The sequence below is a fragment of the Mesorhizobium sp. M8A.F.Ca.ET.181.01.1.1 genome (assembly GCF_004792025.1).
In the GTDB taxonomy this organism is placed as follows: domain Bacteria; phylum Pseudomonadota; class Alphaproteobacteria; order Rhizobiales; family Rhizobiaceae; genus Mesorhizobium.
Map to the genome: position 1 here is coordinate 327,518 of NZ_SRTV01000001.1, position 20,959 is coordinate 348,476.

Below are 20,959 nucleotides of genomic sequence, written 5' to 3' on the forward strand. Positions count from 1 at the left end.
TCACCCGGCGCGCTCCAGCACCCATTCGAAGCTGTTTTTCCAGAGCTCCGCCGGAATCTCCTGCGCCAGCGCTTCGGTGAGGTCGGAAAGCCTGACACCGCGCAATTTTGCCCGCCAGGCTTCGTCAGCTTCCCACATGATGCGCGACACCGCGCAAGGGCCGCTTTCACAATAGCCCTGAGGGCGGCACGGGTTGTTTGCACGGATGTTGCTGCACACAAACGTACGCGCCTTGCCCTCCACCGCCTCCACGATGTCCAGGAAGGTCAGTTCGCCCGGTGTCCGTGCCAGCCGGTATCCACCCGAAGGGCCGAGCGTGGTATGAACGAGGCCTGCCTGCGACAGGCTTTGCAACGCCTTGGAAAGATATTCCTTGGGAAGGCCGTGGAATTCGGCAAGCGCCTTTGTGGAGAGATAGCGTCCCTCGGGCAGACCGGCGAGAATGGCGCAGCAGTGCAGTGCCCATTCGACTTGGCTTTTCAGGATCATCCACGGGTTCCGGGTCGATGGCGACCAACTCTATTAAGGATATCAAATATCCCTATTCTGCCATGGTGTAAACAGACAGGTTCTGGTGGGAGGGTTCAGCCGTTGTCGTCCCAACGCGGCTTGTTGGCGTGATAGGCGCAACGGCGCTATCCCGGGGGCTGGAAGTACAGGGCCTAGGCGCCGGAATGCGGGTCGATGCCGTAGGGATGGACGGGGTAGCCGGGTCCGATGGCGCATCGTCTCCCGCTGACATGGCGGGTGGACGAAGGGCGGCATGGCGGCTACCTTTTCGAGCCCGCGATCAGATCGCGCGGCGCAACTGGTCGCCGGGAGTTGTGCTGTTGAGAAGTGTTGCTTCGTGGCTGATGGCGCTGATCATCATGGCCGTGGCCGCGTGTGTCGGGGCGGGCGCCGCCGTCGCCCAGACACAAACGCCCGCCGACCTGCCTTTGCCGTCGGACGTGGCATCGAAGGACATATCGGTCGGAATGAAGGTCGCGCCGCCCTTCGCCTTCAAGCTGCAGGACGGCACCTGGTCCGGATTGAGCATCGACCTCTGGCAGAAAATAGCCGGGCGGCTCAACCTGCGCTTCCACTATGTCGAAGTGCCTAGCGTGCAGGACCAGATCGATGGCGTTGTCGGCGGCAAGTTCGATGTGGCGATGGCCGCGATCACGGTCACGGCCGACCGCGAAAAGACTGTCGACTTCACGCAGCCCTTTTTCACGACCGGGCTCGGCATCGCCACACCGCTCAACAGCCAGCCGTCGTGGCGGCCGATTTTGCGCGCGCTGACCTCGTTCGGCTTCCTGCAGGCGGTGCTGGCGCTGATCGTCATCTCGGTCGTGGTCGGCGTGCTGATCTGGATGTTCGAACGCCGCCACAATGACGATTTCGGCGGCGGCGTTGCCAAGGGCCTGTTTTCCAGCATGTGGTGGTCGACGATCGCCGCGACCCAGGCCAGCACAGGCGATTTCGGTCCGCGAACCGTGCCGGGACGCGTGCTCGCCGCGCTCTGGATGATGGGATCGATCATCGCCATCGCGGTGTTCACCGCGGGCGTCACATCGGTGCTGACCGTGACGCAGATGGAAGGCATGGTGCAGGGCGAAAGCGACCTCGGCACGGTCAGGGTCGGCGCCGTGCGGAATTCCTCGACCGCGTCCTATCTGGATTCGACCCATATCCGGCATCAGGACTTTGCCACCGTCCAGCAGGGCCTGGACACGCTGCGCGCCGGCAAGATCGATGCGCTGGTCCACGACAAGCCGCTGCTTGGCTGGCTGGTCGGACAGAACTATGGCGCGAGCCTGCAGGTCCTCGACGCGACGTTCGACCAGCAGCAATATGCCATCGCACTGCCGCTCGGCAGCCGGCTGCGCAAGCCGCTCGATATCGCCCTGCTGCAAACCTTGGAAAGCGACTGGTGGAAACAGGCCGTCTTCCAGTATCTGGGCGAGAAATAGGCTGTCGGCATGAGAAGGGCGGACCGCTCGCGGCATTGCGCGCAAGAAAAGCCGCCCTTTTTTAAGACTGGTTTTCTGGGATGATGGTTGCCGTCACTGGTTGAGGTCGACCGGTGTCACACCAAGCAGCTTCAGGGCGTTGGCGTAAGTCCGGATGCCTTGCGCCTGCTTGCTCTCGGCACAGAACCGGTTCGCCCTGTCCTGCAGTGCCGTCGCCTGCGCGATCTGGCTCGCACTGGCGCCGGGTTCGGCCTTGGTCCGGATGGCGCCGTCGAGCTGAAGACCGAGCCGGCTGCAATATTCGCTGCGGGTGACCGCCGCCTCCGCGCCCGACTGCGCGACGGCAAGCATGGCAAGCGACATGCCCGTCAGGGCACCCATCCATCCGGCCGAACGTCGTTGCATTGCAGGCGAGATCCCGTTGCGTTGTCTGGCGGCCGCAGCCCGGCCGCCACGGGATGGTTATCGCAGACGATCTTTTCGCCAGTTTTTCCCGGATGTTGAATCTTGTTTCTGAAGTGTGTCTGGAGGCCGGGTTCACACTTCGTCGGCGTCGAACAGCAGCATCGTCAGATCGTCGTCGCCTGGGGCCAATATCCGCCGGTCGGCGGCACAGGCAACGCCGACTTCGCTGGCGAACGCGGCACGGATGTCGTCGAGACTGTCGAAATACAATGTCCCCACCAGATACGGCATCTCGCCCGCCGAAAGCTTGACGATCGGCCGCCTGCTGACATCGTAGCGCCGCAGGCCGGGAAGCTTTTTGGCCAGCGGTATATGAACGTCGAAATAGTGCCGGTCGAAGGCGGCCGGATCGGCCGGGGTTTTGTAGATCACGAGCATCTTGGCCATTGCCATGGTCCTGTCCTGTTGGCGTTGCTGGTCGGGCCGTGCGGGCCGCCGCGCCAAAGTCGTTCGACGAAGGTGGATTTCGACAAGCGAATGATTTTTGACTGCGCGGCTGGAAAGCCGACCTTGGGCGGCCTATCGGCGCGCCCCCGTTCGCGCATACCCGCTGCGGCGCTTCTGCCTCTTCCCCCGGCACTGTCATTCGCGTAAGGGCGCGGGCAAATCCCTTCCATTCGGCTTGAGCCTCCCGGAACTATCATGATCAGACTTGAAAACATCGGCAAGCAGAATGGCCGTCAGCTTGTCTTCATCGAGGCGTCGGCCTCGCTGCAGAAGGGCGAGAAGATCGGCCTTGTCGGGCCCAACGGCGCCGGCAAGACGACTTTGTTTCGCATGATCACCGGCCAGGAGCAGCCCGACGAGGGCCAGGTGCAGGTCGATCGCGGCGTCACCATCGGCTATTTCAGCCAGGATGTCGGCGACATGGCGGGCCACAGCGCGGTGGCCGAGGTGATGAACGGCGCCGGACCGGTGAGCGAGGTGGCGGCCGAGATGGCGGAGCTCGAGGCCGCGATGGCCGATCCCGACCAGGCCGACCGGATGGACGAGATCATCGAAAAATATGGCGAGGCGCAGCACCGCTTCGAGGAGCTCGACGGCTATGCGCTCGACGGACGCGCGCGCGAAGTGCTCGACGGTCTCGGCTTTTCCCAGGAGATGATGGACGGCGATGTCGGCAAGCTGTCGGGCGGCTGGAAGATGCGCGTGGCGCTGGCCCGCATCCTTTTGATGCGGCCCGACGTCATGCTGCTCGACGAGCCGTCGAACCATCTCGACCTGGAAAGCCTGATCTGGCTTGAGCAGTTTTTGAAGGGCTATGACGGCGCGCTGCTGATGACCTCGCACGACCGCGAGTTCATGAACCGCATCGTCAACAAGATCGTCGAGATCGATGCCGGCTCGCTCACCGCCTATTCCGGCAATTACGAATTCTACCAGCAGCAGCGGGCGATCGCCGACAAGCAGCAGCAGGCGCAGTTCGAGCGACAGCAGGCCATGCTGGCCAAGGAGATCGCCTTCATCGAGCGCTTCAAGGCGCGCGCTTCCCATGCCGCGCAGGTGCAGAGCCGGGTGAAGAAGCTCGACAAGATCGACCGCGTCGAGCCGCCCAAGCGCCGCCAGGTGGTGAATTTCGAGTTCCAGCCGGCGCCGCGCTGCGGCGAGGATGTCGTGACCTTGAAGAACGTGCACAAGGCCTATGGCAGCCGCACCATCTATGAAGGGCTCGATTTTCAGGTCCGCCGCCGCGAACGCTGGTGCATCATGGGGGTCAACGGCGCGGGGAAATCGACGCTGTTGAAGCTGGTGGCCGGCGCCTCCGACCCCGACACCGGCACGGTGGCGCGGGGGCCGAGCGTGAAAATGGGCTATTTCGCCCAGCACGCCATGGAGTTGCTCGAAGGCGAGCGCACCGTGTTCCAGACGCTGGAAGACAATTTTCCGCAGGCCGGTCAGGCGCCGCTACGGGCACTTGCCGGCTGTTTCGGCTTTTCCGGCGACGAGATCGAGAAGAAATGCCGGGTGCTGTCGGGCGGCGAGAAGGCGCGGCTGGTGATGGCGCTGATGCTGTTCGACCCGCCCAACCTGCTGGTGCTGGACGAGCCGACCAACCACCTCGACATCACCACCAAGCAGATGCTGATCGAGGCGCTGTCGCAGTATGAAGGTACGATGCTGTTCGTCTCGCACGACCGGCACTTCTTGGCCGCCCTGTCGAACCGCGTGCTGGAGCTGACGCCCGAAGGCATCCACACCTATGGCGGCGGCTACACCGAATATGTCGAGCGCACCGGACAGGAAGCGCCGGGCCTGCGGAGCTGAGCGGGTTGGGGCGGGCGCCGTTCTCCGAAACGGGGCCTAAAGCAGTCCGTGTTTCCTGAATTCGGCCTGCTCGTCCCCGCTGATCCAGCCGAACACCTTGAGCTTGCCGTCACGCCTTTCCAGGAGATAACTGACCTCGAAATCAATGGTAATGAGCGCCGCCTTCTTGTTCTGGTACTCTCCGGCCCATTGCACCTTTGCCACGCAGTGGTCTCGATCGATCGGCGTCACGGACACGTCCTTGCACGTCATCTTCCTGGCGCCGATTGTCCTGTAGCCCTCGAAGCCCTTCTTCATGATTTCGATCAGTTGCTTGCCGTTTTCGCCGGCCATGACCGCGCCAGGGGTGACGGAGATGAAGGCGGACGAATAGATGTCGGCGACATCCTTCAAATCGGCTTCGGGCAACAGCGCGTCATTGTAGAATTCCGCATAGGCCGCGAAGAATTTCGCGACCTCGGTTTCGGCGATCATCGTCTTGCTCTCCCCTGAACCGCCGGTTCGCTGTTTCACAAAACGGTGAACAGCTCGACGCAATTCCGGACGGGAAAGGACGCTCCTATCTCAGCGAGATGGCCAGCCCGCTCAGGTCGGCGTTGACCTGCAGGCCCACCTGTTTGCCCGTGAGTTGGAGCTGGGCGCCCTTGTCGTTTGTCATAACGATCACCTGGGCGCCTTTGCCGAGCGTGCCGCCGCCGCCGGCCGCGCCGTAGACGCCGGTCACGTCCCGCGCGCGCCTGATGTGGCGCACGGTGCCGCGGAAATAGGTCTTGGAGACGCCGAAGGCGAGGCCGCCCGAGACGCCGCCGATCGAGATGGGATAGCTTTTACCATGGAAGGTGAACGTCCCTTCGCCACCGGAGCCGCCGACGAAGAACGCCGCCTTGTAGACGGAGAAACGGATCGTGCCGCTGTCGGCATGCGCGGCGCTGGCCAAGCTGACGCCCACGGTGGCGATGGCGGCAACGGCGATTGAACGAAATCCGGATGAAATTTTCATGACGAGAGCTCCTCAAAGATCGCCGCTTATCCATCGGCCTGGTACGACGCATATCAAAGTCTTAGCAGAACAGTCTTGCCCCGGCTTTGGTTCCAAGCACAACTTTTCGTTTCGATCCAATCGCGGCTTTTGGATGACTGACGACGGATGACCGTTTCTGGCGCGAACCAGACATCGTGTCCGAACACATTTTCGCTATCGACACACAGCGGTCGATTTTCGTAAAGGGCGAATGGCGGTGTTGGCCGGCGACCTGCCCATCGGGCCATGTCCTTGTGGGGTGGGAGTTCCGTGTGCTGTCCACAAAGGTTGGGAAAGGCTTCGGGATGAGAATTGCGATGGGGCTTGCAATGTCCGCGTTGGCCGCGACGATGGCTGGATGCGCGACCTCTCCGGTCGACTATGGAGCCTCGCTTTCGCAGCAGGACCAGAAATGGGCGACGCCGCAATGCCAGCAAGCCCGGGCGGCGGCTTCGGACTACGCGGTCCGCGAAAAAACGCATCCGGGCTGGGAATTCGTCGCTCTTGGCCCCTATGGATTGGGAATCATAGCGGCCACCAAGGAGCAGGAGCAGAAGCAGCGAAAGCGGCTCGCCCGCGACGTGCATCTGCAATGTTCGAGCCTGCCGCTGCCGCAGGAATTGCAGGGCGACCTGGGGCCTGCCGGCCCAGACAAGGCGAAATATCCATAACCGGGAACGAGTGCGGATACGATCCTCGACGGAAAATCGTTACGTTTTCCTGCGCTAGCGCAGCAGTCCTTCCGCCTCGAACGTGTCCCAGCCTTCGAGCTTTGGCGCATCGTCAGAGCCCGAATTTCTGGTCTTGCGGGCGTTGCCCGACCGCTTGCCGGCTCGCGTCAGTGCGGCCTTGCCGGCCGCGCGCCGTCTGTTCTCGGACGCTTCCTTCGCATCTTCCTCCCGCCAGGCGGTCGCCAGGTCACGGTCGAGAACGTCCTCGATGTGCCGTGGATCGAAGACGTGGAAGGTCACGGCCTTGGATCGCCCGCGCATCTTCACGGTGCGCGTGCCGATGCTTTTCAGGCGACCATCCCTGAGCCATTTGTGGCGCTCGCGTGAGGAAATGGTGAGAATGTCCTCGGCCTCGCGCGGCAGCACGGCCAGCGCTTCGATCCCTTCCAGTGTCCTGGCAATGGTTGCCGAGGCGGCCCGAAACGCATCCGCGTCGGTCTGCACCATGCGCAACACGATGCGGCCTGTCTCGGCCTTGGCGAATTTCCTCACCGTCCAAGGCAGCCTGGCCCGAACCTCGCGTTCGATCCCCTTCAAGCGCATGGAGGACCCCAGTGTCGCCGACGGCGGGAGCGGCCATTCGGCGACCATTGACGCGGTACCCGTGCCTTGCTCGGATGCGCGACCAGCGTTCTTCGCGATTGCCGCCGCGATGCCGCTCAGGATGTTCCGCAGGGGGCCGCGCTGCTTGGCTGCGGTTTTCATGTCTCATTTTCGCTCATCAGATGCCTGCCGTGGAACGATCATTCGCACAACAGACAACCGAAATCAGGCTCAATCAGTTCCCTGGCCATGCGCATTCCCGAGGCGCTGATCACACTTCTCCTCGTCCCATCGACGCCCGATCGACCCTTGGAATGCACTTGGTCCGAGTCGGCGGGCGATCCTATTAACTTGAGGCGGTGTGTTGAGGGAGGGCGCCCTGGACTGCGCGGCCAGCGATAAGCAAGAAATCCGGTGCCGCTTTTGGCAAACACATCGTCCGCTGTTCCAGGATAATGTGCTGGCTGAATAAGCTTGAGACAAGGCGGTTTCGAACAACAATGGCCAGGCGGTTTGCGTTTCTCTTGGTTCGCGACTTCACCCTGTCGCCGCTGTCGCTGTTCATCGACACGCTGCGGCTGGCGGGCGATGAGGGTGATCGCAGCCGCAGGATAGAGTTCGACTGGGAGATCGTCGGCGAACGCGGCCTGCCGATCCGGGCGAGTTGCGGCGTCGAATTGCTGCCGACCGGGGGGATCGGCAATCCGGAGGACTTCGACAATGTCGTCGTGGTCGGCGGGCTGCTCGACACCAACCGCAGCCTGAGTTCCGAGAAGGAGGCGTTCCTGTTGCGCGCCTCCGGCAAGGGGGTGCCGCTGACGGCGCTCTGCACGGGCAGCTTCGTGCTCGCGCGCTACGGCCTGCTCGATGGCTATAGCGCCGCCGTCAGCTGGTTCCACATCAAGGATTTCCGCAGCCGGTTCCCGGAGGTGAACGCTCATGCCGACAGCCTGTTTACCGTCGACCGAGGCCGCTCGACATGCGCCGGTGGCACCGGCGCCGCCGACCTTGCCGGCCACTTCGTGTCCCAGTTCATCGGCCAGAAGGCGGCTGAAAAGGCCGCCAAGATCCTCGTCCTCGACCGGATCAGAAGCAGCAGGGACGTGCAGCCCGTGGGCGACTTGTTTCCTGGTGCGTCGAGCCGGGCGGTGAAACGCGCTTTGCTGTTGATGGAGAGCAACCTCCAGGAGACGCTGTCGGTCGCCGAGATCGCAAGCCGCCTGAACTGCTCGCGGCGCCAGCTCGAACGGCTCTTCGGATCGGAACTGGGCATCGGCCCAATGGCCGCCTATCTGGCGCTCAGGGTGCATCATGCGAAGTCGCTGCTGGAAGGCAGCGACCTGCAGATCGGCGACATCGCCTACCGCTGCGGCTTCACCAATGCCGGCCATTTCAGCCGCGTGTTCCGCCAGCAGACCGGCATCACGCCAACGCATCTCAGGCATCCAAACCGCATGCCGGGCGGAGCCATGATACAATGAAGTCCGCAACGTGACGTGCGGGGTCTAGGAAATCCGCCGCCCGCTGTCGTCGAGCAGGACGCAGCCCTCCGGGTCGAATCCGAGGTCGATCGCCTCGCCTTCGCGAAGCACGCGGCCAGTGATCGGCGTGTTGGCGCGGAGGCTGGTCTTGCCGCCGATGTCGATCTCGTAGATTGCGCTGCCGCCCAGATACGAGGCCGAGACGACGCGGCCAGTGAGCCGGTTGCCGCTCGTCCCAGCGCCGAGCGAAAATTTCTGCGGCCGCACCACGACAGTGACCTTGCTGCCGTCGGCAAGCGGCCTTGGACAAGCCACGCTGATCGTCTGGCCGGTGCCAAGCACCACCGCCTGGCCGGACCTGCTCACGGTTCCGGCAAGCATGTTGGCCTTGCCGAGGAAGTCGGCGACAAAGGCGGTGGCCGGCGTCTCATAGACCTGCTCCGGAGTGCCGATCTGCTCCACCGCGCCCGCGTTCATCACCACGATGCGATCCGACATGGAGAGCGCTTCCTCCTGGTCGTGCGTGACGAAGATGGCGGTGATGCCGGTTTCCTTCTGGATCTTCTTGATCTCGACGCGCATCTCCTCGCGCATGTTGGCGTCCAGCGCCGACAGCGGCTCGTCCAGCAGCAAGACCTGCGGCTCGAAGACGATGGCGCGGGCAAGCGCGATGCGCTGCTGCTGCCCGCCCGACAGCTGCGAGGGCAGCTTCTTCTCGCTGCCCGGCAGCCGCACCATCTCGAGCGCCTTGCCGACCTTGCGGGCGATCTCGGGCTTCGGCACGTTGCGGTATTTCAGGCCGAAGGCGACGTTGTCGAACACGTTCTTGTGCGGGAACAGCGCGTAGCTCTGGAAGACCAGCCCGATGTTGCGCTTGTAGATCGGGATATCATCGACCCGCCGCCCATCGATCATGATCTGGCCGCCCGAAATGTCGACCAGGCCGGCGATGGAGCGCAGGATCGTGGTCTTGCCGCAGCCCGAGGGCCCGAGCAGGGTGACGAAGCTGCCCTTGCGGATCGAGAGCGAGAAATCGCGCACCGCGACGAACTTGCCGTAGGCGATGTCGATGTCGCGGAACTCGACCGCCGGGCTGTCTGCCTCGGCGGCCGCGCTCGCGCCGGCTGCCCCGGCCAGGACAGGCCGGGGATGGAATGTCATGTCCTGGCTGTCATGCACCTTTGGAGATCCTGTTCCACTGCTTGGTCCAGGCGTCCTCGTTGGTCGCCCAGTAGGTCGGATCGGCGAAGGTCAGCGACTTCATCGTGCCCGTCTTGTCGAACGCCGGCAGCTTCTCGATCTTCTCGGTCAGCTTGACCTTGTTGGGGTCGAGCGACGGCGGATAGCTCTGGCCCTCTGCCACCGCGATCGAGGTCGCCGGGTCGAGCATGAAGTTGATGAGCTCCTCGCACTCGGCCATCGGCGAGCCCTTCAGGATCAGCATGTCCTCCATCCAGGCATAGGAGCCGGCCGGATCGAGATAGCCGATCGGGTGGCCCTGGTCCTGCAGCGCGGCGACGCGGCCCGACCAGGCATCGGTCACCACGATCTCGCCCTTGGAAAGCAGATCCATCAGCTCCGCGCCGGAGCTCCAGAACTTCTTGGCGAGGTCGCGCGTCTCGCGCACCTTGGCCCAGATGGCGTCCATGTCCTTGAGATTGTTGGGATCCTGCCCGGTGGCGAGCGCCGCGTACCAGACCCGCGTCGTCATGTCGGAATAGCCGCCGACCTTGCCGGCGTATTTCTTGTCGAGCAGCAGTGCCGCGCCCTTTTCCTTGGCTTCCTCCGGCGAGATCACCTTGGTGTTGTAGGCGATACCCGTCGTGCCATAGTCATAGGGCACGGCCGAAAGCTTCGGCGTCAGCTTGCGGAACGGCTCGATCATCGGCTGCAGCACGTTGGCCATGTTGGGAATGTTGGCCTCGTTGATCTCCGAGGTCAGGCCGGCGTTCACATATTTGATGTAATAGTTGACGCCCGAGGAATGGATGACCTGGTAGTCGCCGGGCTTGGCGGTCTTGATCTTGGTGATGATCTCGTCCTCGTCGCCGAACGTGCCCTGGACCACCTTGATCTTGGTCTTGGTCGTGTAGGGCTGGAAGGCGAACTTGTCGATCGCGTCCTGCACCGTGCCGCCCCAACCGTCGAAGCGGACCTCCTGGACCGCGGCGAGCGCCCGGCCCATCCAGGGCATGGAAAGGCCCGCCGAGGCTGCCGCGGCGGCGGTCAGCGTCAGGAAGGTGCGGCGGCTCAAATCGCCATTGGCATATCGGTCGTGCAGTCGTTCCAACCGCTTTGTGGTGGTCAGTTTCATTGTGTTTCCTCCTTTGGTTCGCCACGTCGTCTCAGTTTTGTCAGGCTTTGCAGGATCAGGCCGCCGATCAGCGGGATGCCGACGGTCACCAGGATCATCACGGTGCCGAGCGCGTTGATTTCCGGACTGATCGAGATCTTGAGCATGGAAAGGATCTGGGTGGGCATGGTTTCGACGCCTGCCGGCCGCCAGAACAGGCTGGCCGAAGTGTTGTCGAACGAGATGGTGAAGGCGAGCAGCGCGCCGCCGACCACGGCCGGGATGAGCAGCGGCAGCGTGATCTCGCGGAAGGACGAGAAGCGCGAGGCGCCAAGCGACAGTGCCGCCTCCTCATAGACGCGCCGGATGCCGATCATGCGCGCCTGGGCGATCAGCACGACATAGGGCACGGCAAGCAGGATATGGCCGAGCACCAGGAGCAGCATGGTTCTGGGCTGGTCGACGGCCTTGATCAGCACCAGCAGGCCGACGCCGAGGATTGTTTCGGGCACCAGCGCCGGCAGGATCACCAGCGTGCTCAGCGCCTGCTTGCCGCGAAATTCGAAGCGCACCAGGGCAAACGCCGTGGTGACGCCGATGGCGGTGGTGACGATGGCGGTGACCAAGGCGATCCACAAGGACGTGCGGAAGGCGGCCAGCACCGCGTCGTTGGCCATCAGCTTGCCGTACCATTGCAGGCTGAAGCCGGTCATCGGGAAGCCGCCGAACATCGAGGCGTTGAACGACAGGATCACTGTCGCCACGATCGGCGCGAACATGAAGATGTAGACGCAGACCGTGACGAAGCCGGTCAGCCGCCAGGCCCATCTGCCTTCCTGCTTGCGCCGGGTCCCGCTCATCCGCCAAGCCCCGTCATCCACCCAGTCCTTTGACGATCTGCGACATGCCCATGTAGCGCGTGTAGACGGCGGCGAAGAAGCCGAGCACGACGAACAGCACGATCGAAAGCGTGGCGCCCATCGGCCAGTTCAGCTCGCCCATGATGGTGTCGTAGATCAGGTTGCCGAACAGCGCGTCGCGGCCCGAGCCGAGAAGCTGCGGCGTCACATAGCTGCCGGCGGCCAGCACGAAGCAGAGCAGCAGGCCCGCCGCGAGGCCGGGCAGCGACAGCGGCAGCGTGACCTCGCGGAACGCCTGCGCGCTCGTGCAACCCATCGAGCGGGCCGCCGAAATCAATGTGCGATCAATGCTCTCCAGGCTGACATAGACGTTGAGGATCATGTAGGGCAGCAGGAAGTGCAGCATGCCCAGGATGACCGCGCCTTCATTGTAGAGCATCGGCAGCGGCTCGTTGATGATGCCCAATTTCAGCAGCGCGACGTTGATGACGCCCTGTTCGCCCAGGATGTTGATCCAGGAGAAGGTGCGGATGGTGAAGCTGATCCAGAACGGCACGATCAGCAGTAGCAAGAGCAACCATTTGTGCCTGAAGGTCGTGGCCCAGATGAAATAGGCGGGGAAATAGCCGAGCACCCCGCAAAGCAGCGCCGTGATCGCGCCGACCCGCAGCGTCTTCACAAGGAAGCCGGAATAATAGCTGTCTGTGAGGAATTCGTGCCAGTTCGCGGTCGTCAACGCGCTCGTTTCCACGCCGGCGGTGACGAAGGTGAAGAAGGTATAGCCGGCCATCACGGCGATCGGCAGGACCAGGAAAAAGATCAGCAGCAGGAGCACCGGCGCGACGAGCATCCAGGCCAGCCGTGGATCATACAATGTCCATCGTCGTTTCATGAGCACCCGGACGTTCGCGCCTTCTTGGAAGCGCTTATTTTGTTCCCGGCGCCAAGATTGGGTGATTGCAAGCGCGATGTCTACAGTGGGCGATTGAGCCAGTGGATTTCAGCCCGTTCCCTGCTGGGATAGACGCCAATTTTCGGCGGACGGGGTCGCTGCGCAACCCCGTCTTGCACCTTCGAGCGATAAACACGTCGAGAACAGGTGGCCAGCGCGCCTCAGCCCTTCGAGATACCGCGCGCGATCAGGCGGGCAAGGCGCTCGGAAAATGCCCTGGCGTCGGCCGGCTTGTCGCCGTCGAGCACGCGCGCCTCGTCGTAGAGCAGGTGGGCGGCATCGTCCTTGAAGGCCTGCTCGTCGTCGCCGAGGCTGGCGAGCGCCCGGACGCGCTCGTGGCGGGGGTTGATCTCGAGGATCGGCTTGGCCGTCTTGTCGAGGCGTCCGGCGGCGTTGAGCAGCCGCTCGAACTGCCGGTCCGGTCCATGTTCGGGCGCTACCAGGCAGACCGCGCTTTCGGTCAGGCGGTCGGAAGGCTTCACATCCGACACGGCGTCGCCAAGTGCTGCCTTGACGAAGGCGAGGAAGCCGTCGACTTCGGGCGTAGCCGCCGTGTCCGGCTTCTTTGCCTCGTCGAGCAAGGGAATGTCGGAAAGTTCGGCCACGCCCTGCGTCACCGACTTGAACGGCTTGCCGTCGAATTCCGGCGCCATCGACGTCCAAAAACTGTCGACCGGGTCGGTGAGCAGCAGCACCTCGATGCCGCGCGCCTTGAAACCTTCGAGCTGCGGCGAGGCTTCGAGCCGGGCGCGGTCGTCGCCGGCCATGAAGAAGATCGCCTTCTGGCCTTCCTTCATTGTCGAGACATAGTCGGCAAGGCCGCGCCAGCCTTCGCCCGAGGCCGTCGAGTGGAAGCGGGCGAGCTTCAAGAGCTGCTCGCGCCGCTCATGGTCCTCGTAGAGCCCTTCCTTGAGGACGACGCCGAAGTTCACCCAGATTTTCGCATAGGCCTCGGGCTCGTTCTCGGCCAGCTTCGAAAGATCGCCGAGCACGCGGTTGGTCAGGCCCTTGCGGATCGCGGCCAGCAAAGGGCTTTCCTGGATCATCTCGCGCGAGACATTGAGCGGCAGGTCGGCGGAATCGACCAGCCCGCGCATGAAGCGCAGATAGCGCGGCAACAAATCGGCATCGTCGGTGATGAAGACGCGGCGCACATAGAGCTTGATGCGGCCCTTGCGGTCCTGGTCGAAGAGGTCGAAGGGACGCGAGCCGGGCACGAAGGCGAGCACTGAGTATTCCTGCCTGCCTTCGGCGCGGAAATGGATGGTGGCGGCCGGCTCGTCATACTGGCCGGCGAGGCTACGGTAGAAATCGGTATATTCCTCGGGCTTGATCTCGCTTTTCGGCCTCACCCAAAGGGCCGTGCCATCGGCAATGTCGCGCGCCTCGGCACCGGGTTTCTCGACGAGCGTGATCGGCACGGGCACGTGGCCCGACTGCGATTTCGCCAGCTGCTCGAGCCGGTAGGAGCCGGTGTAGGACACGGCGTCGTCCATCAGATGCAGCACGACGCGAGTGCCGCGCCTGGGAGCGGCTTCGAGCGGGGCGGGCGCGATCTCGTAGGAGCCCTTGCCGTCGGACGACCAGCGCCAGGCCTCGTCGCTTCCCGCCAGGCGGCTGATGACGTCGACGCGGGTCGCCACCATGAAGGCGGAGTAGAAGCCGACGCCGAACTGGCCGATGAGCTGCGTGTCTTCGCTGGCATTGCCGGCGCCGACGCGCTCGATGAAGGCGCGTGTACCCGAGCGCGCGATCGTACCCAGCGCCTCCGTCATGTCGTCGCGGCTCATGCCGATGCCGTTGTCCTCGACGATGATCTCCTTGCTGTCGGGATCGGCTGAGATCGAGATACGCGGCTTGGGGTCATCGGCCAGCAATTCCGGATGACTGACCGCCTCGAAGCGCAGCTTCTCGCAGGCGTCGGCGGCGTTGGAAATCAGTTCGCGCAGGAAGACGTCCTTGTCGGAATAGACCGAGTGCACCATCATGTGCAGCAGCCGCGAAACATCCGCCTCGAATGCCTTGGTTTCCGTCGCTTTCGTGCCTGTCGTCATTGCGAGTTTCCCACACTGTTCAACCACCCGCCGCGCCGGAGCGCGAGCGAGACTTCCTTTCAACCATTTTTGGCGGCTCTGGCAACTGAGTTCAGCAAGGCCAGCGCGACGACAATATTGTGATGGGATGCGCCGGCGGCAAGGGGCGGAATCGGCGCCGGCGGCGAAACAGTCAATCTCCCCCCTCGTGGGGGAGATGCCCGGCAGGGCAGAGGGGGGCGCGAAGGAACTCGGCCTTGCTTATTTGCTGGGCTACGCGGTGCGCGCCCCTCCAAAGGCAAAAGTGATCCACTGAGACGTCGGCGGGACAGCGCCCCCCTCGGGCCTGCCGGCCATCTCCCCCACAAGGGGGGAGATTGGCAGCTTCGGTGCCGCGCCCTACTTCCCCGCCATATGGTCGGCAAGCGCCTGCGCCTGGGCAAGCAGCGCGGGGAAGACGGGGTTGTCAGGCAGGCTCTTGCCCATGCAGGCGCGGAAGTCGCTGTCGCCTTTTGCCCAGGCGGCGTCGGCGGCATCGGATGTGTTTTCGTCGCTGTCGCCGGTGGCCTGCTTGACCAGCTTCTGGGCGGCGGCATCGGCGGCGGTCCAGACCGCGTCGCAGGCCGCGATCTTCGGGACGGGAGGTGTCGCCGGCGCCTCGGCGATCATGACGCTGTTGCCCTTGACGAGCGTGACGACGACCTCCTGGTCGTAGTTCGGCCCGACATCCTGTGCCCAGCCGCCGAGGCGGGCGATCGCCATGTCGGCGCCGTCGGGCGTCTTCAGCTTGAAGTCGAGCGTGCCGGTGAAAGCGGCGTCGCTGCCGATGGCCTGGGTGTAGAAGGCATCGAGCTTCAGCGCAGCGTCGAAGCCGGTGGGCAGTTTGAGATCGGCGTCGGTCTCGGCGGCGCGCGACTGCAGCCAGCGCTCGACCAGCCCGCGTGTCGAGGCCACGATGCTTGGGCCATCCTCGGTGCCGTGGCGCAGCCCGTCCAGCATGCCGAAGCCGACATCGGAGGAACTGAGGCTTTCGATATTGATCGTGCCGGCCGCCGGAAAACCCTTGACCGTGAAAGGTCCCAGAAGCGTGGAAAGGCGCTGTTCGAGATCGGCGCGGGCCTTGTCATTGGCCGCATCGAGCGTTTCCACGGGAGCGTTGGCGCTTTCCATCGCGGCGATGGCCGATATCGCCTTGTCGCGCGCGGCGATGTAGTCGTCCTCCGGCGACGCCGCATAGGCCGCACCGCTCGCCAGCGCCAACACCAAAGTCCAGACCAGACGCATCGTGGAACCTCCGTTTTTACAAGCTCTTCGCGTGGCTTGGTGGCGATTGTGCGGCGGTGAAGTCATGGCGTGGCTGCGGATATCGGGGACCCCGGAACAGCTTTGGCACCGCCGGCAACCGCCATATCAGGAAGACGATGAAACCTTCCGATATCCAGGCCGTTATGGCGATTGTGGCAGACATCAAATCCAAACCCAAGCCGGTCGGCGGCGCCAAACCAAACGGTGCCAGGAAGCCCCGCCAGCGGGAGGCACCCGATGTCGAGGCCGCTTCCGAGGTCGTCGGCGAGGCCGCACCGCCGCCGGAGGCGGTGGAACCTGATCCGCAACTGAGCCCCGAACAGGCCGAGCAGGCGCGCAAGAAATACCTGCTGAAGCGGTTCTGGATCAGCGCGCGCGGCTATTGGAGCCGGCGCGGCGACAAGCTCGCCTGGCCGTGCACGATCGGGCTCCTGATCCTGATCTGCGTCAATGTCGGCTTCCAGTATGGCATCAATGTCTGGAACCGCTCGATCTTCGACGCCATCGAGCAGCGCAATGCGCCGACAGTCTATTTCCTGAGCGCCGTGTTCGTGCCGCTGGTGCTTGGCAGTGTCAGCCTCGTCGTCGCGCAGGTTTATCTGCGCATGACGATCCAGCGCCGCTGGCGCTCCTGGCTCACCACATCGGTCATCGGCCGCTGGCTCACCAACGGCCGCTACTACCAGCTCAATCTCGTCGGCGGCGATCACCAGAATCCGGAAGCGCGCATTGCCGAGGATCTGCGGATCGCCACGGAATCGCCCGTGGATTTCATCTCCGGCGTCATCAACGCCTTTCTGGCGGCCTCGACCTTCATCGTCGTGCTGTGGACCATCGGCGGCGCGCTGACGCTGCCGATCGGCGGGTCGACCGTCACCATTCCGGGCTTCCTGGTCATCACCGCGGTCATCTACGCCGCCATCACCTCCACCTCGATGGTGGTCATCGGCCGGCATTTCGTCGAGCTCTCCGAGCAGAAGAACCAGGCGGAAGCGGAATTCCGCTACACGCTGACGCGCGTGCGTGAAAACGGCGAGAGCATCGCCTTGCTCGGCGGCGAGGAGGAGGAGCGCAGCGGCATCGACAGGACCTTCGCCGGCGTGCTGAAGCGGTGGGCGATGCTTGCCGGCCAGCACATGCGCACGGCGCTGGTGTCGCAGGGGTCGAGCCTGTTCGCGCCGGTGGTGCCGGTGCTTTTGTGTGCGCCAAAATTCCTCGACGGATCGATGTCGCTTGGTCAGGTCATGCAGGCGGCGTCCGCCTTTGCCATCGTGCAGGGCGCGTTCGGATGGCTGGTCGACAACTACCCGCGTCTCGCCGACTGGAACGCCTCGGCACGGCGCATCGCCTCGCTGATGATGTCGCTCGACGGGCTCGAACGCGCGGAAGAGAGCGACGCGCTCGGACGCATCAATCGCGGCGAGACCAAGGATGACACGATGCTGAGCCTCAACAATCTCTCGGTGTCGCTCGATGACGGCACCGCCGTGGTCAAGGAAACCGAGGTCGTGATCCAGCCGGGCGAGCGGCTGCTGGTGGCCGGCGAATCCGGTTCGGGCAAGAGCACGCTGGTGCGGGCGATAGCGGGCCTGTGGCCGTGGGGCGGCGGCAGCGTCGATTTCCACCCCGGCAAGCGCATGTTCATGCTGCCGCAGCGTCCCTACATTCCCTCGGGCACGCTGCGCCGGGCGACGGCCTATCCCGGCGCCGCCGACGACTGGACGGTTCCCCAGATCAAGGCCGCCCTCGACAAGGTCGGGCTCGGTCATCTCGGCGACAAGATCGACGAAGACGCGCCATGGGACCAGACCCTGTCGGGCGGCGAGAAGCAGCGGCTGGCCTTCGCACGGCTCCTCCTGCATGCGCCCGACATCATCGTGCTGGACGAAGCGACGGCGGCACTCGACGAGAAGAGCCAGGAAAAGATGATGGAAACCATCATTCGCGAATTGCCCGATGTCACCATCGTCAGTGTGGCGCACCGCGCCGAGCTGGAGGCTTTTCACAGCCGCAAGATCACGCTCGAGCGGCGCAAGGGCGGCGCCAAGCTCGTCAGCGATATCGACCTCCTCCCGCGCAAGCGCAGGGGCTTGCTCGGCCGCGCCTTGTGGGGTTCCGGCGCCTCGGCCGAGAAGTCGCTCGAGCGCGGCGGCATCCCCCATAAAAAGAACTGACGACGCCCGGCGCGTTCTTACTCCCCGTGGATGGCCAATCAGGCGCGCAAATCTTCCTTATGTGCCTTCACCAGATCGGCCATGCTGTCGAAGCGGAAGTCCACCTTCGGCATGTCGCCGGGATGCATGGTGGCGCCAAAACCCTGATCGGCGTGCCGGCGCTGGATCCAGCATGATTTAAGGCCCAGGCCATTGGTCGCGGCATGGTCATGGAACAGGCTTTCCGCCGTGTGCAGGATCTCCTTGTCGCTGATCCCGAGCGTCGCCAGCTTTTCCAGCATATAGTCGAAATTCCGGGGCGACGGCTTGTAGGAACCGATATCCTCCGCCGTGTAGACCGCGTCGAAATCGACGCCGAGTTTCCTGTTGCTGAAGGAGAAGCTCGTATTGTCGACGTTGGAGAGGATGGCGAGCTTGTAGTGCTGCTTGAGGTATTGCAGGGCGGCGGCGGTGTCGGCAAAGGCCGGCCAGTCCTTCACGCTCTGGCCATAGGCGACGCATTCCTCCGGCGTGGCCACGACGCCCCATTCTTCGGCGAGCCGCTTGTAGACGACAGCCAGAAGGTCGCTGTAGCGTTTTTGCGGTGTCCAGTTCTGCTGGCTGGATTCGTGTCTTGCATGCGCCTGCAGGATATCGTCGCGGCTCAAGGCGCCGCCAACCCGCTGGGTCAGCGGCTTCAGGGCTTCGATCATGCCGGATTCCCAATCTATGAGGGTGCCGTAGCAGTCGAAGGTCAGGGCCTTGAAATCAGTCAGCTTCATGGGGTTCACTCCTTGGGGTCGATGGTTGGTGTTTGGGCGGATCGCGATCAATCAGCCGATTGCCCGACGGGCTGCCCGACCGGGCGCAGACCTGTCTTCGATACCGTGCCGCGCGAGGATGTCAGCCAGACGCCGAACAACGTCACCGCAAGGCCGAGGACCATCGCCAATGAAAGCGGCTCGCCGAAGAGCAGCCAGGCCCAGAGCATCGTCACCGGCGGGCTGAGATAGATGACGCTGCTGACCTGCGCGGCGCTATGGAGGCGCAGGCTCGCATAGTAGACGCCGTAGCAGAAGAAGGTCGAAAACAGCACCAGCCAGGCGATGCCGAACTCGAAACGGCCATCGAGCGGCGGCATCAGCCCGCCATTCCATTCGGCGCAGGCGGCAAAGAAGATCGCCGCCGTCAGGCATTGGATGCACAGGCTCTGGTGGATGGGCATGTCGATCGTGCCCATCCCCTTCTGCAGCACGGTCGCCAGGGCAAAGACCATCATGGAAGCGATGGTGACCATGTACGCCCAGGCCGGCGCTGTCCCGAGGCTGAGGCTGTTCAGCGAGACGATGAGCACGCCGGCCACCCCGAGCGCCGTTCCGGTCCATTGCCTCGATGTCAGCCGATGACCCAGCACGGGCTGCGACAGGGCCGCGATGGCGAGGGGGACGAGGTCCGAGATCAGCGCGACGAGGCCGGTCGGCACGCGCTGGCCGATGGCAAGCGCGAAGCCGCCGAGATAGAGGAACATCATCGCCACGCCAAACGCCATCTGCCGCATCAGGGCGCCTGCGCCGATGCGCGGCCCGACCATGAGCGCGAAGGGCAGAAGGACCAGCCCCGACATCAAGGTCCGCCAGAACAGGACCAGCATGACATCGGCGCTCTCGCTGGCGTAGCGGATGCCGACAAAGCCGGAACTCCAGCTGACGACCAGGGCCGCCGCCAGAAGCGGCCAGGCCAGGCGATGGGACAGAGGTTTAGGCGTCATGCGGTCTCTTCGTCGAGGCGGCGCCGGCGGGCGCCAAGCGGATCACTGCCAATCCCAGGTGCCGACTTATGGCGGCGCGCATCCGCCTTTGCACATGACAAATTTCGATGAATCCATGAAATAGCCACGAAATCTGGCATATCGTTTTGCCTGAGATCCGGTTCTGCCTCAGGAACCGGAGCATTGCTTTCGTTTCGAACGAGGATTGTCATGGCTGGAGTGATGAGCCGCCGCCTGGATGTCGATGCCTTGCGGGCGATGGTGGCGATCGAGAAACATGGCGGCGTCACCCGCGCGGCCGAGATGCTCGGCCTGTCGCAGTCGGCCGTCAGCCACAAGATCCGGCGGCTGGAAGCGAGCCTCGACTGCGAAATCCTCAGCCGCAAGGCCAACGCGCCGATGTTCACCAGTTCAGGGCAGGATCTGCTGGGCTACGCGCGGCGCATCCTGGGCATCCATGACGAGGCGATCCTCAGCCTGTCGAAGAGCACGCTGCAAGGCAAGATCGCGTTGGGGATGACCGAGGATACGACCTGCACCGACCTGTCGCGCATTCTTGGCCGGTTTCGCCGGCTCTACCCCGAGGTGAGCGTGCGCACGCAGGTGCGCATGAGCCTGGCCTTGCAGAAGCTGCTGCGCGAGGGGGCGCTCGACGCGGCCATCATCCAGGTGTTCCAGCACGAGGTCCGCCCGACCGACATCCTGCTCTTCCGCGAGAGCCTGCATTGGGTGAAGTCGCCGGAGCTGGTCCTGGCGAAGGGGGACCCGGTGCCGTTCCTGTCATTCGACGACAACTGCTTCTATCGCCGTTGGGGCCTCGATCTCGGCCAGGACGAGGGAACGCTGTTCGAGATCGTGTTCGAATGCTCGAGTGCGGCCGGCATCATCGCCGGCGTGACCTCCGGGCTCGGCGTCGCGCTGCTCAGCCAGCGGCATCTGCAACCCGGCATGGAGATTGTCGACAAAACGTTCCCCAAGCCGCCGGATCTAGCCTACGTCATCCGCCGCGCCCGCAACGCCCGCAATCCGGCACTGGAGACGCTGGTGCGGGAGATCGAGGCCGAGGTGCGGCGCCAGGGGACGCTGCAGATCGTGGGGTGAGGGGGTGGGCTATCTGGAGCACAACGAGTTCTC

20 protein-coding genes are annotated in these 20,959 nt (G+C 63.9%); 6 read left to right on the plus strand and 14 right to left on the minus strand.

Annotated elements, in window-relative coordinates; translation table 11 throughout:
* Window positions 1-489 (minus strand): Rrf2 family transcriptional regulator, encoded by a 489-nt coding sequence (locus tag EN824_RS01615; protein WP_135931771.1) that lies wholly within the window; start codon window positions 487-489, stop codon window positions 1-3.
* Window positions 490-830: 341 nt separating this feature from the next.
* Between EN824_RS01615 and EN824_RS01620 the strand changes: the two genes are divergently transcribed.
* Entirely contained in the window at window positions 831-1,955 is a 1,125-nt protein-coding gene (locus EN824_RS01620; protein WP_245512094.1) for a transporter substrate-binding domain-containing protein, read from the plus strand.
* 93 nt (window positions 1,956-2,048) lie between these two features.
* Here EN824_RS01620 and EN824_RS01625 read toward each other — a convergent pair whose 3' ends face one another.
* Together EN824_RS01625 and EN824_RS01630 are read right to left on the minus strand one after the other, a co-directional pair.
* Window positions 2,049-2,360 carry a hypothetical protein gene (locus EN824_RS01625; RefSeq protein WP_167531328.1) on the minus strand — a complete coding sequence of 104 codons (312 nt, stop codon included), beginning with the start codon at window positions 2,358-2,360 and terminating at the stop codon, window positions 2,049-2,051.
* A gap of 132 nt (window positions 2,361-2,492) precedes the next feature.
* The gene (locus tag EN824_RS01630) at window positions 2,493-2,807 is read right to left on the minus strand and encodes an EthD family reductase (RefSeq protein WP_015316871.1); all 315 of its coding nucleotides are present in this window, start codon (window positions 2,805-2,807) and stop codon (window positions 2,493-2,495) included.
* A 255-nt stretch (window positions 2,808-3,062) separates the two neighbouring features.
* Here EN824_RS01630 and EN824_RS01635 point away from each other — a divergent pair, with 255 nt between their 5' ends.
* Window positions 3,063-4,685 (plus strand): ABC-F family ATP-binding cassette domain-containing protein, encoded by a 1,623-nt coding sequence (locus EN824_RS01635; protein WP_127870257.1) that lies wholly within the window; start codon window positions 3,063-3,065, stop codon window positions 4,683-4,685.
* Window positions 4,686-4,721: 36 nt separating this feature from the next.
* Here the strand turns inward: EN824_RS01635 and EN824_RS01640 are convergent, their stop codons facing one another.
* Together EN824_RS01640 and EN824_RS01645 are read right to left on the minus strand one after the other, a co-directional pair.
* Complete coding sequence (locus tag EN824_RS01640) at window positions 4,722-5,159, minus strand: nuclear transport factor 2 family protein (protein WP_135865979.1); 438 nt, start codon at window positions 5,157-5,159, stop codon at window positions 4,722-4,724.
* A gap of 85 nt (window positions 5,160-5,244) precedes the next feature.
* Complete coding sequence (locus tag EN824_RS01645) at window positions 5,245-5,685, minus strand: hypothetical protein (RefSeq protein ID WP_127277665.1); 441 nt, start codon at window positions 5,683-5,685, stop codon at window positions 5,245-5,247.
* Window positions 5,686-6,011: 326 nt separating this feature from the next.
* Here EN824_RS01645 and EN824_RS01650 point away from each other — a divergent pair, with 326 nt between their 5' ends.
* Window positions 6,012-6,377 carry a hypothetical protein gene (locus EN824_RS01650; protein WP_127277664.1) on the plus strand — a complete coding sequence of 122 codons (366 nt, stop codon included), beginning with the start codon at window positions 6,012-6,014 and terminating at the stop codon, window positions 6,375-6,377.
* A 54-nt stretch (window positions 6,378-6,431) separates the two neighbouring features.
* On the opposite strand, the gene EN824_RS01655 is transcribed toward EN824_RS01650, so the two are convergent.
* Window positions 6,432-7,142, minus strand: coding sequence for a hypothetical protein (locus EN824_RS01655; protein WP_127277663.1), 711 nt, complete (start codon window positions 7,140-7,142; stop codon window positions 6,432-6,434).
* A gap of 338 nt (window positions 7,143-7,480) precedes the next feature.
* Between EN824_RS01655 and EN824_RS01660 the strand changes: the two genes are divergently transcribed.
* Window positions 7,481-8,461 carry a GlxA family transcriptional regulator gene (locus tag EN824_RS01660; RefSeq protein WP_135931772.1) on the plus strand — a complete coding sequence of 327 codons (981 nt, stop codon included), beginning with the start codon at window positions 7,481-7,483 and terminating at the stop codon, window positions 8,459-8,461.
* Between the two features lie 24 nt (window positions 8,462-8,485).
* Here the strand turns inward: EN824_RS01660 and EN824_RS01665 are convergent, their stop codons facing one another.
* The 6 genes from EN824_RS01665 to EN824_RS01695 form a co-directional block, all read right to left on the minus strand.
* Entirely contained in the window at window positions 8,486-9,640 is a 1,155-nt protein-coding gene (locus EN824_RS01665) for an ABC transporter ATP-binding protein (protein ID WP_135931773.1), read from the minus strand.
* Window positions 9,633-10,775 carry an ABC transporter substrate-binding protein gene (locus EN824_RS01670; RefSeq protein WP_127280705.1) on the minus strand — a complete coding sequence of 381 codons (1,143 nt, stop codon included), beginning with the start codon at window positions 10,773-10,775 and terminating at the stop codon, window positions 9,633-9,635. The genes EN824_RS01665 and EN824_RS01670 overlap by 8 nt, the downstream gene beginning before the upstream one ends.
* On the minus strand, window positions 10,772-11,614 hold the full coding sequence (locus tag EN824_RS01675; RefSeq protein ID WP_127870264.1) for an ABC transporter permease: 843 nt from the start codon (window positions 11,612-11,614) through the stop codon (window positions 10,772-10,774). The genes EN824_RS01670 and EN824_RS01675 overlap by 4 nt, the downstream gene beginning before the upstream one ends.
* 13 nt (window positions 11,615-11,627) lie before the next feature.
* Window positions 11,628-12,506: an ABC transporter permease gene (locus tag EN824_RS01680; RefSeq protein ID WP_135884028.1), complete on the minus strand. Its 879-nt coding sequence runs from the start codon at window positions 12,504-12,506 to the stop codon at window positions 11,628-11,630.
* Between the two features lie 221 nt (window positions 12,507-12,727).
* Window positions 12,728-14,620, minus strand: a complete 1,893-nt coding sequence (htpG, locus tag EN824_RS01685) for a molecular chaperone HtpG (protein WP_135931774.1) — start codon at window positions 14,618-14,620, stop codon at window positions 12,728-12,730.
* 378 nt (window positions 14,621-14,998) lie between these two features.
* Entirely contained in the window at window positions 14,999-15,883 is an 885-nt protein-coding gene (locus EN824_RS01695) for a hypothetical protein (RefSeq protein ID WP_135931775.1), read from the minus strand.
* A 173-nt stretch (window positions 15,884-16,056) separates the two neighbouring features.
* Here EN824_RS01695 and EN824_RS01700 point away from each other — a divergent pair, with 173 nt between their 5' ends.
* On the plus strand, window positions 16,057-18,078 hold the full coding sequence (locus tag EN824_RS01700) for an ABC transporter ATP-binding protein/permease (protein ID WP_135932110.1): 2,022 nt from the start codon (window positions 16,057-16,059) through the stop codon (window positions 18,076-18,078).
* Window positions 18,079-18,116: 38 nt separating this feature from the next.
* Here EN824_RS01700 and EN824_RS01705 read toward each other — a convergent pair whose 3' ends face one another.
* Both EN824_RS01705 and EN824_RS01710 read right to left on the minus strand, forming a co-directional pair.
* Window positions 18,117-18,839: a haloacid dehalogenase type II gene (locus EN824_RS01705; RefSeq protein ID WP_135931776.1), complete on the minus strand. Its 723-nt coding sequence runs from the start codon at window positions 18,837-18,839 to the stop codon at window positions 18,117-18,119.
* Window positions 18,840-18,886: 47 nt separating this feature from the next.
* Complete coding sequence (locus EN824_RS01710; RefSeq protein ID WP_135931777.1) at window positions 18,887-19,825, minus strand: DMT family transporter; 939 nt, start codon at window positions 19,823-19,825, stop codon at window positions 18,887-18,889.
* Window positions 19,826-20,035: 210 nt separating this feature from the next.
* Between EN824_RS01710 and EN824_RS01715 the strand changes: the two genes are divergently transcribed.
* Window positions 20,036-20,926, plus strand: coding sequence for a LysR family transcriptional regulator (locus tag EN824_RS01715; protein ID WP_135931778.1), 891 nt, complete (start codon window positions 20,036-20,038; stop codon window positions 20,924-20,926).
* Window positions 20,927-20,959 lie beyond the last annotated feature (33 nt).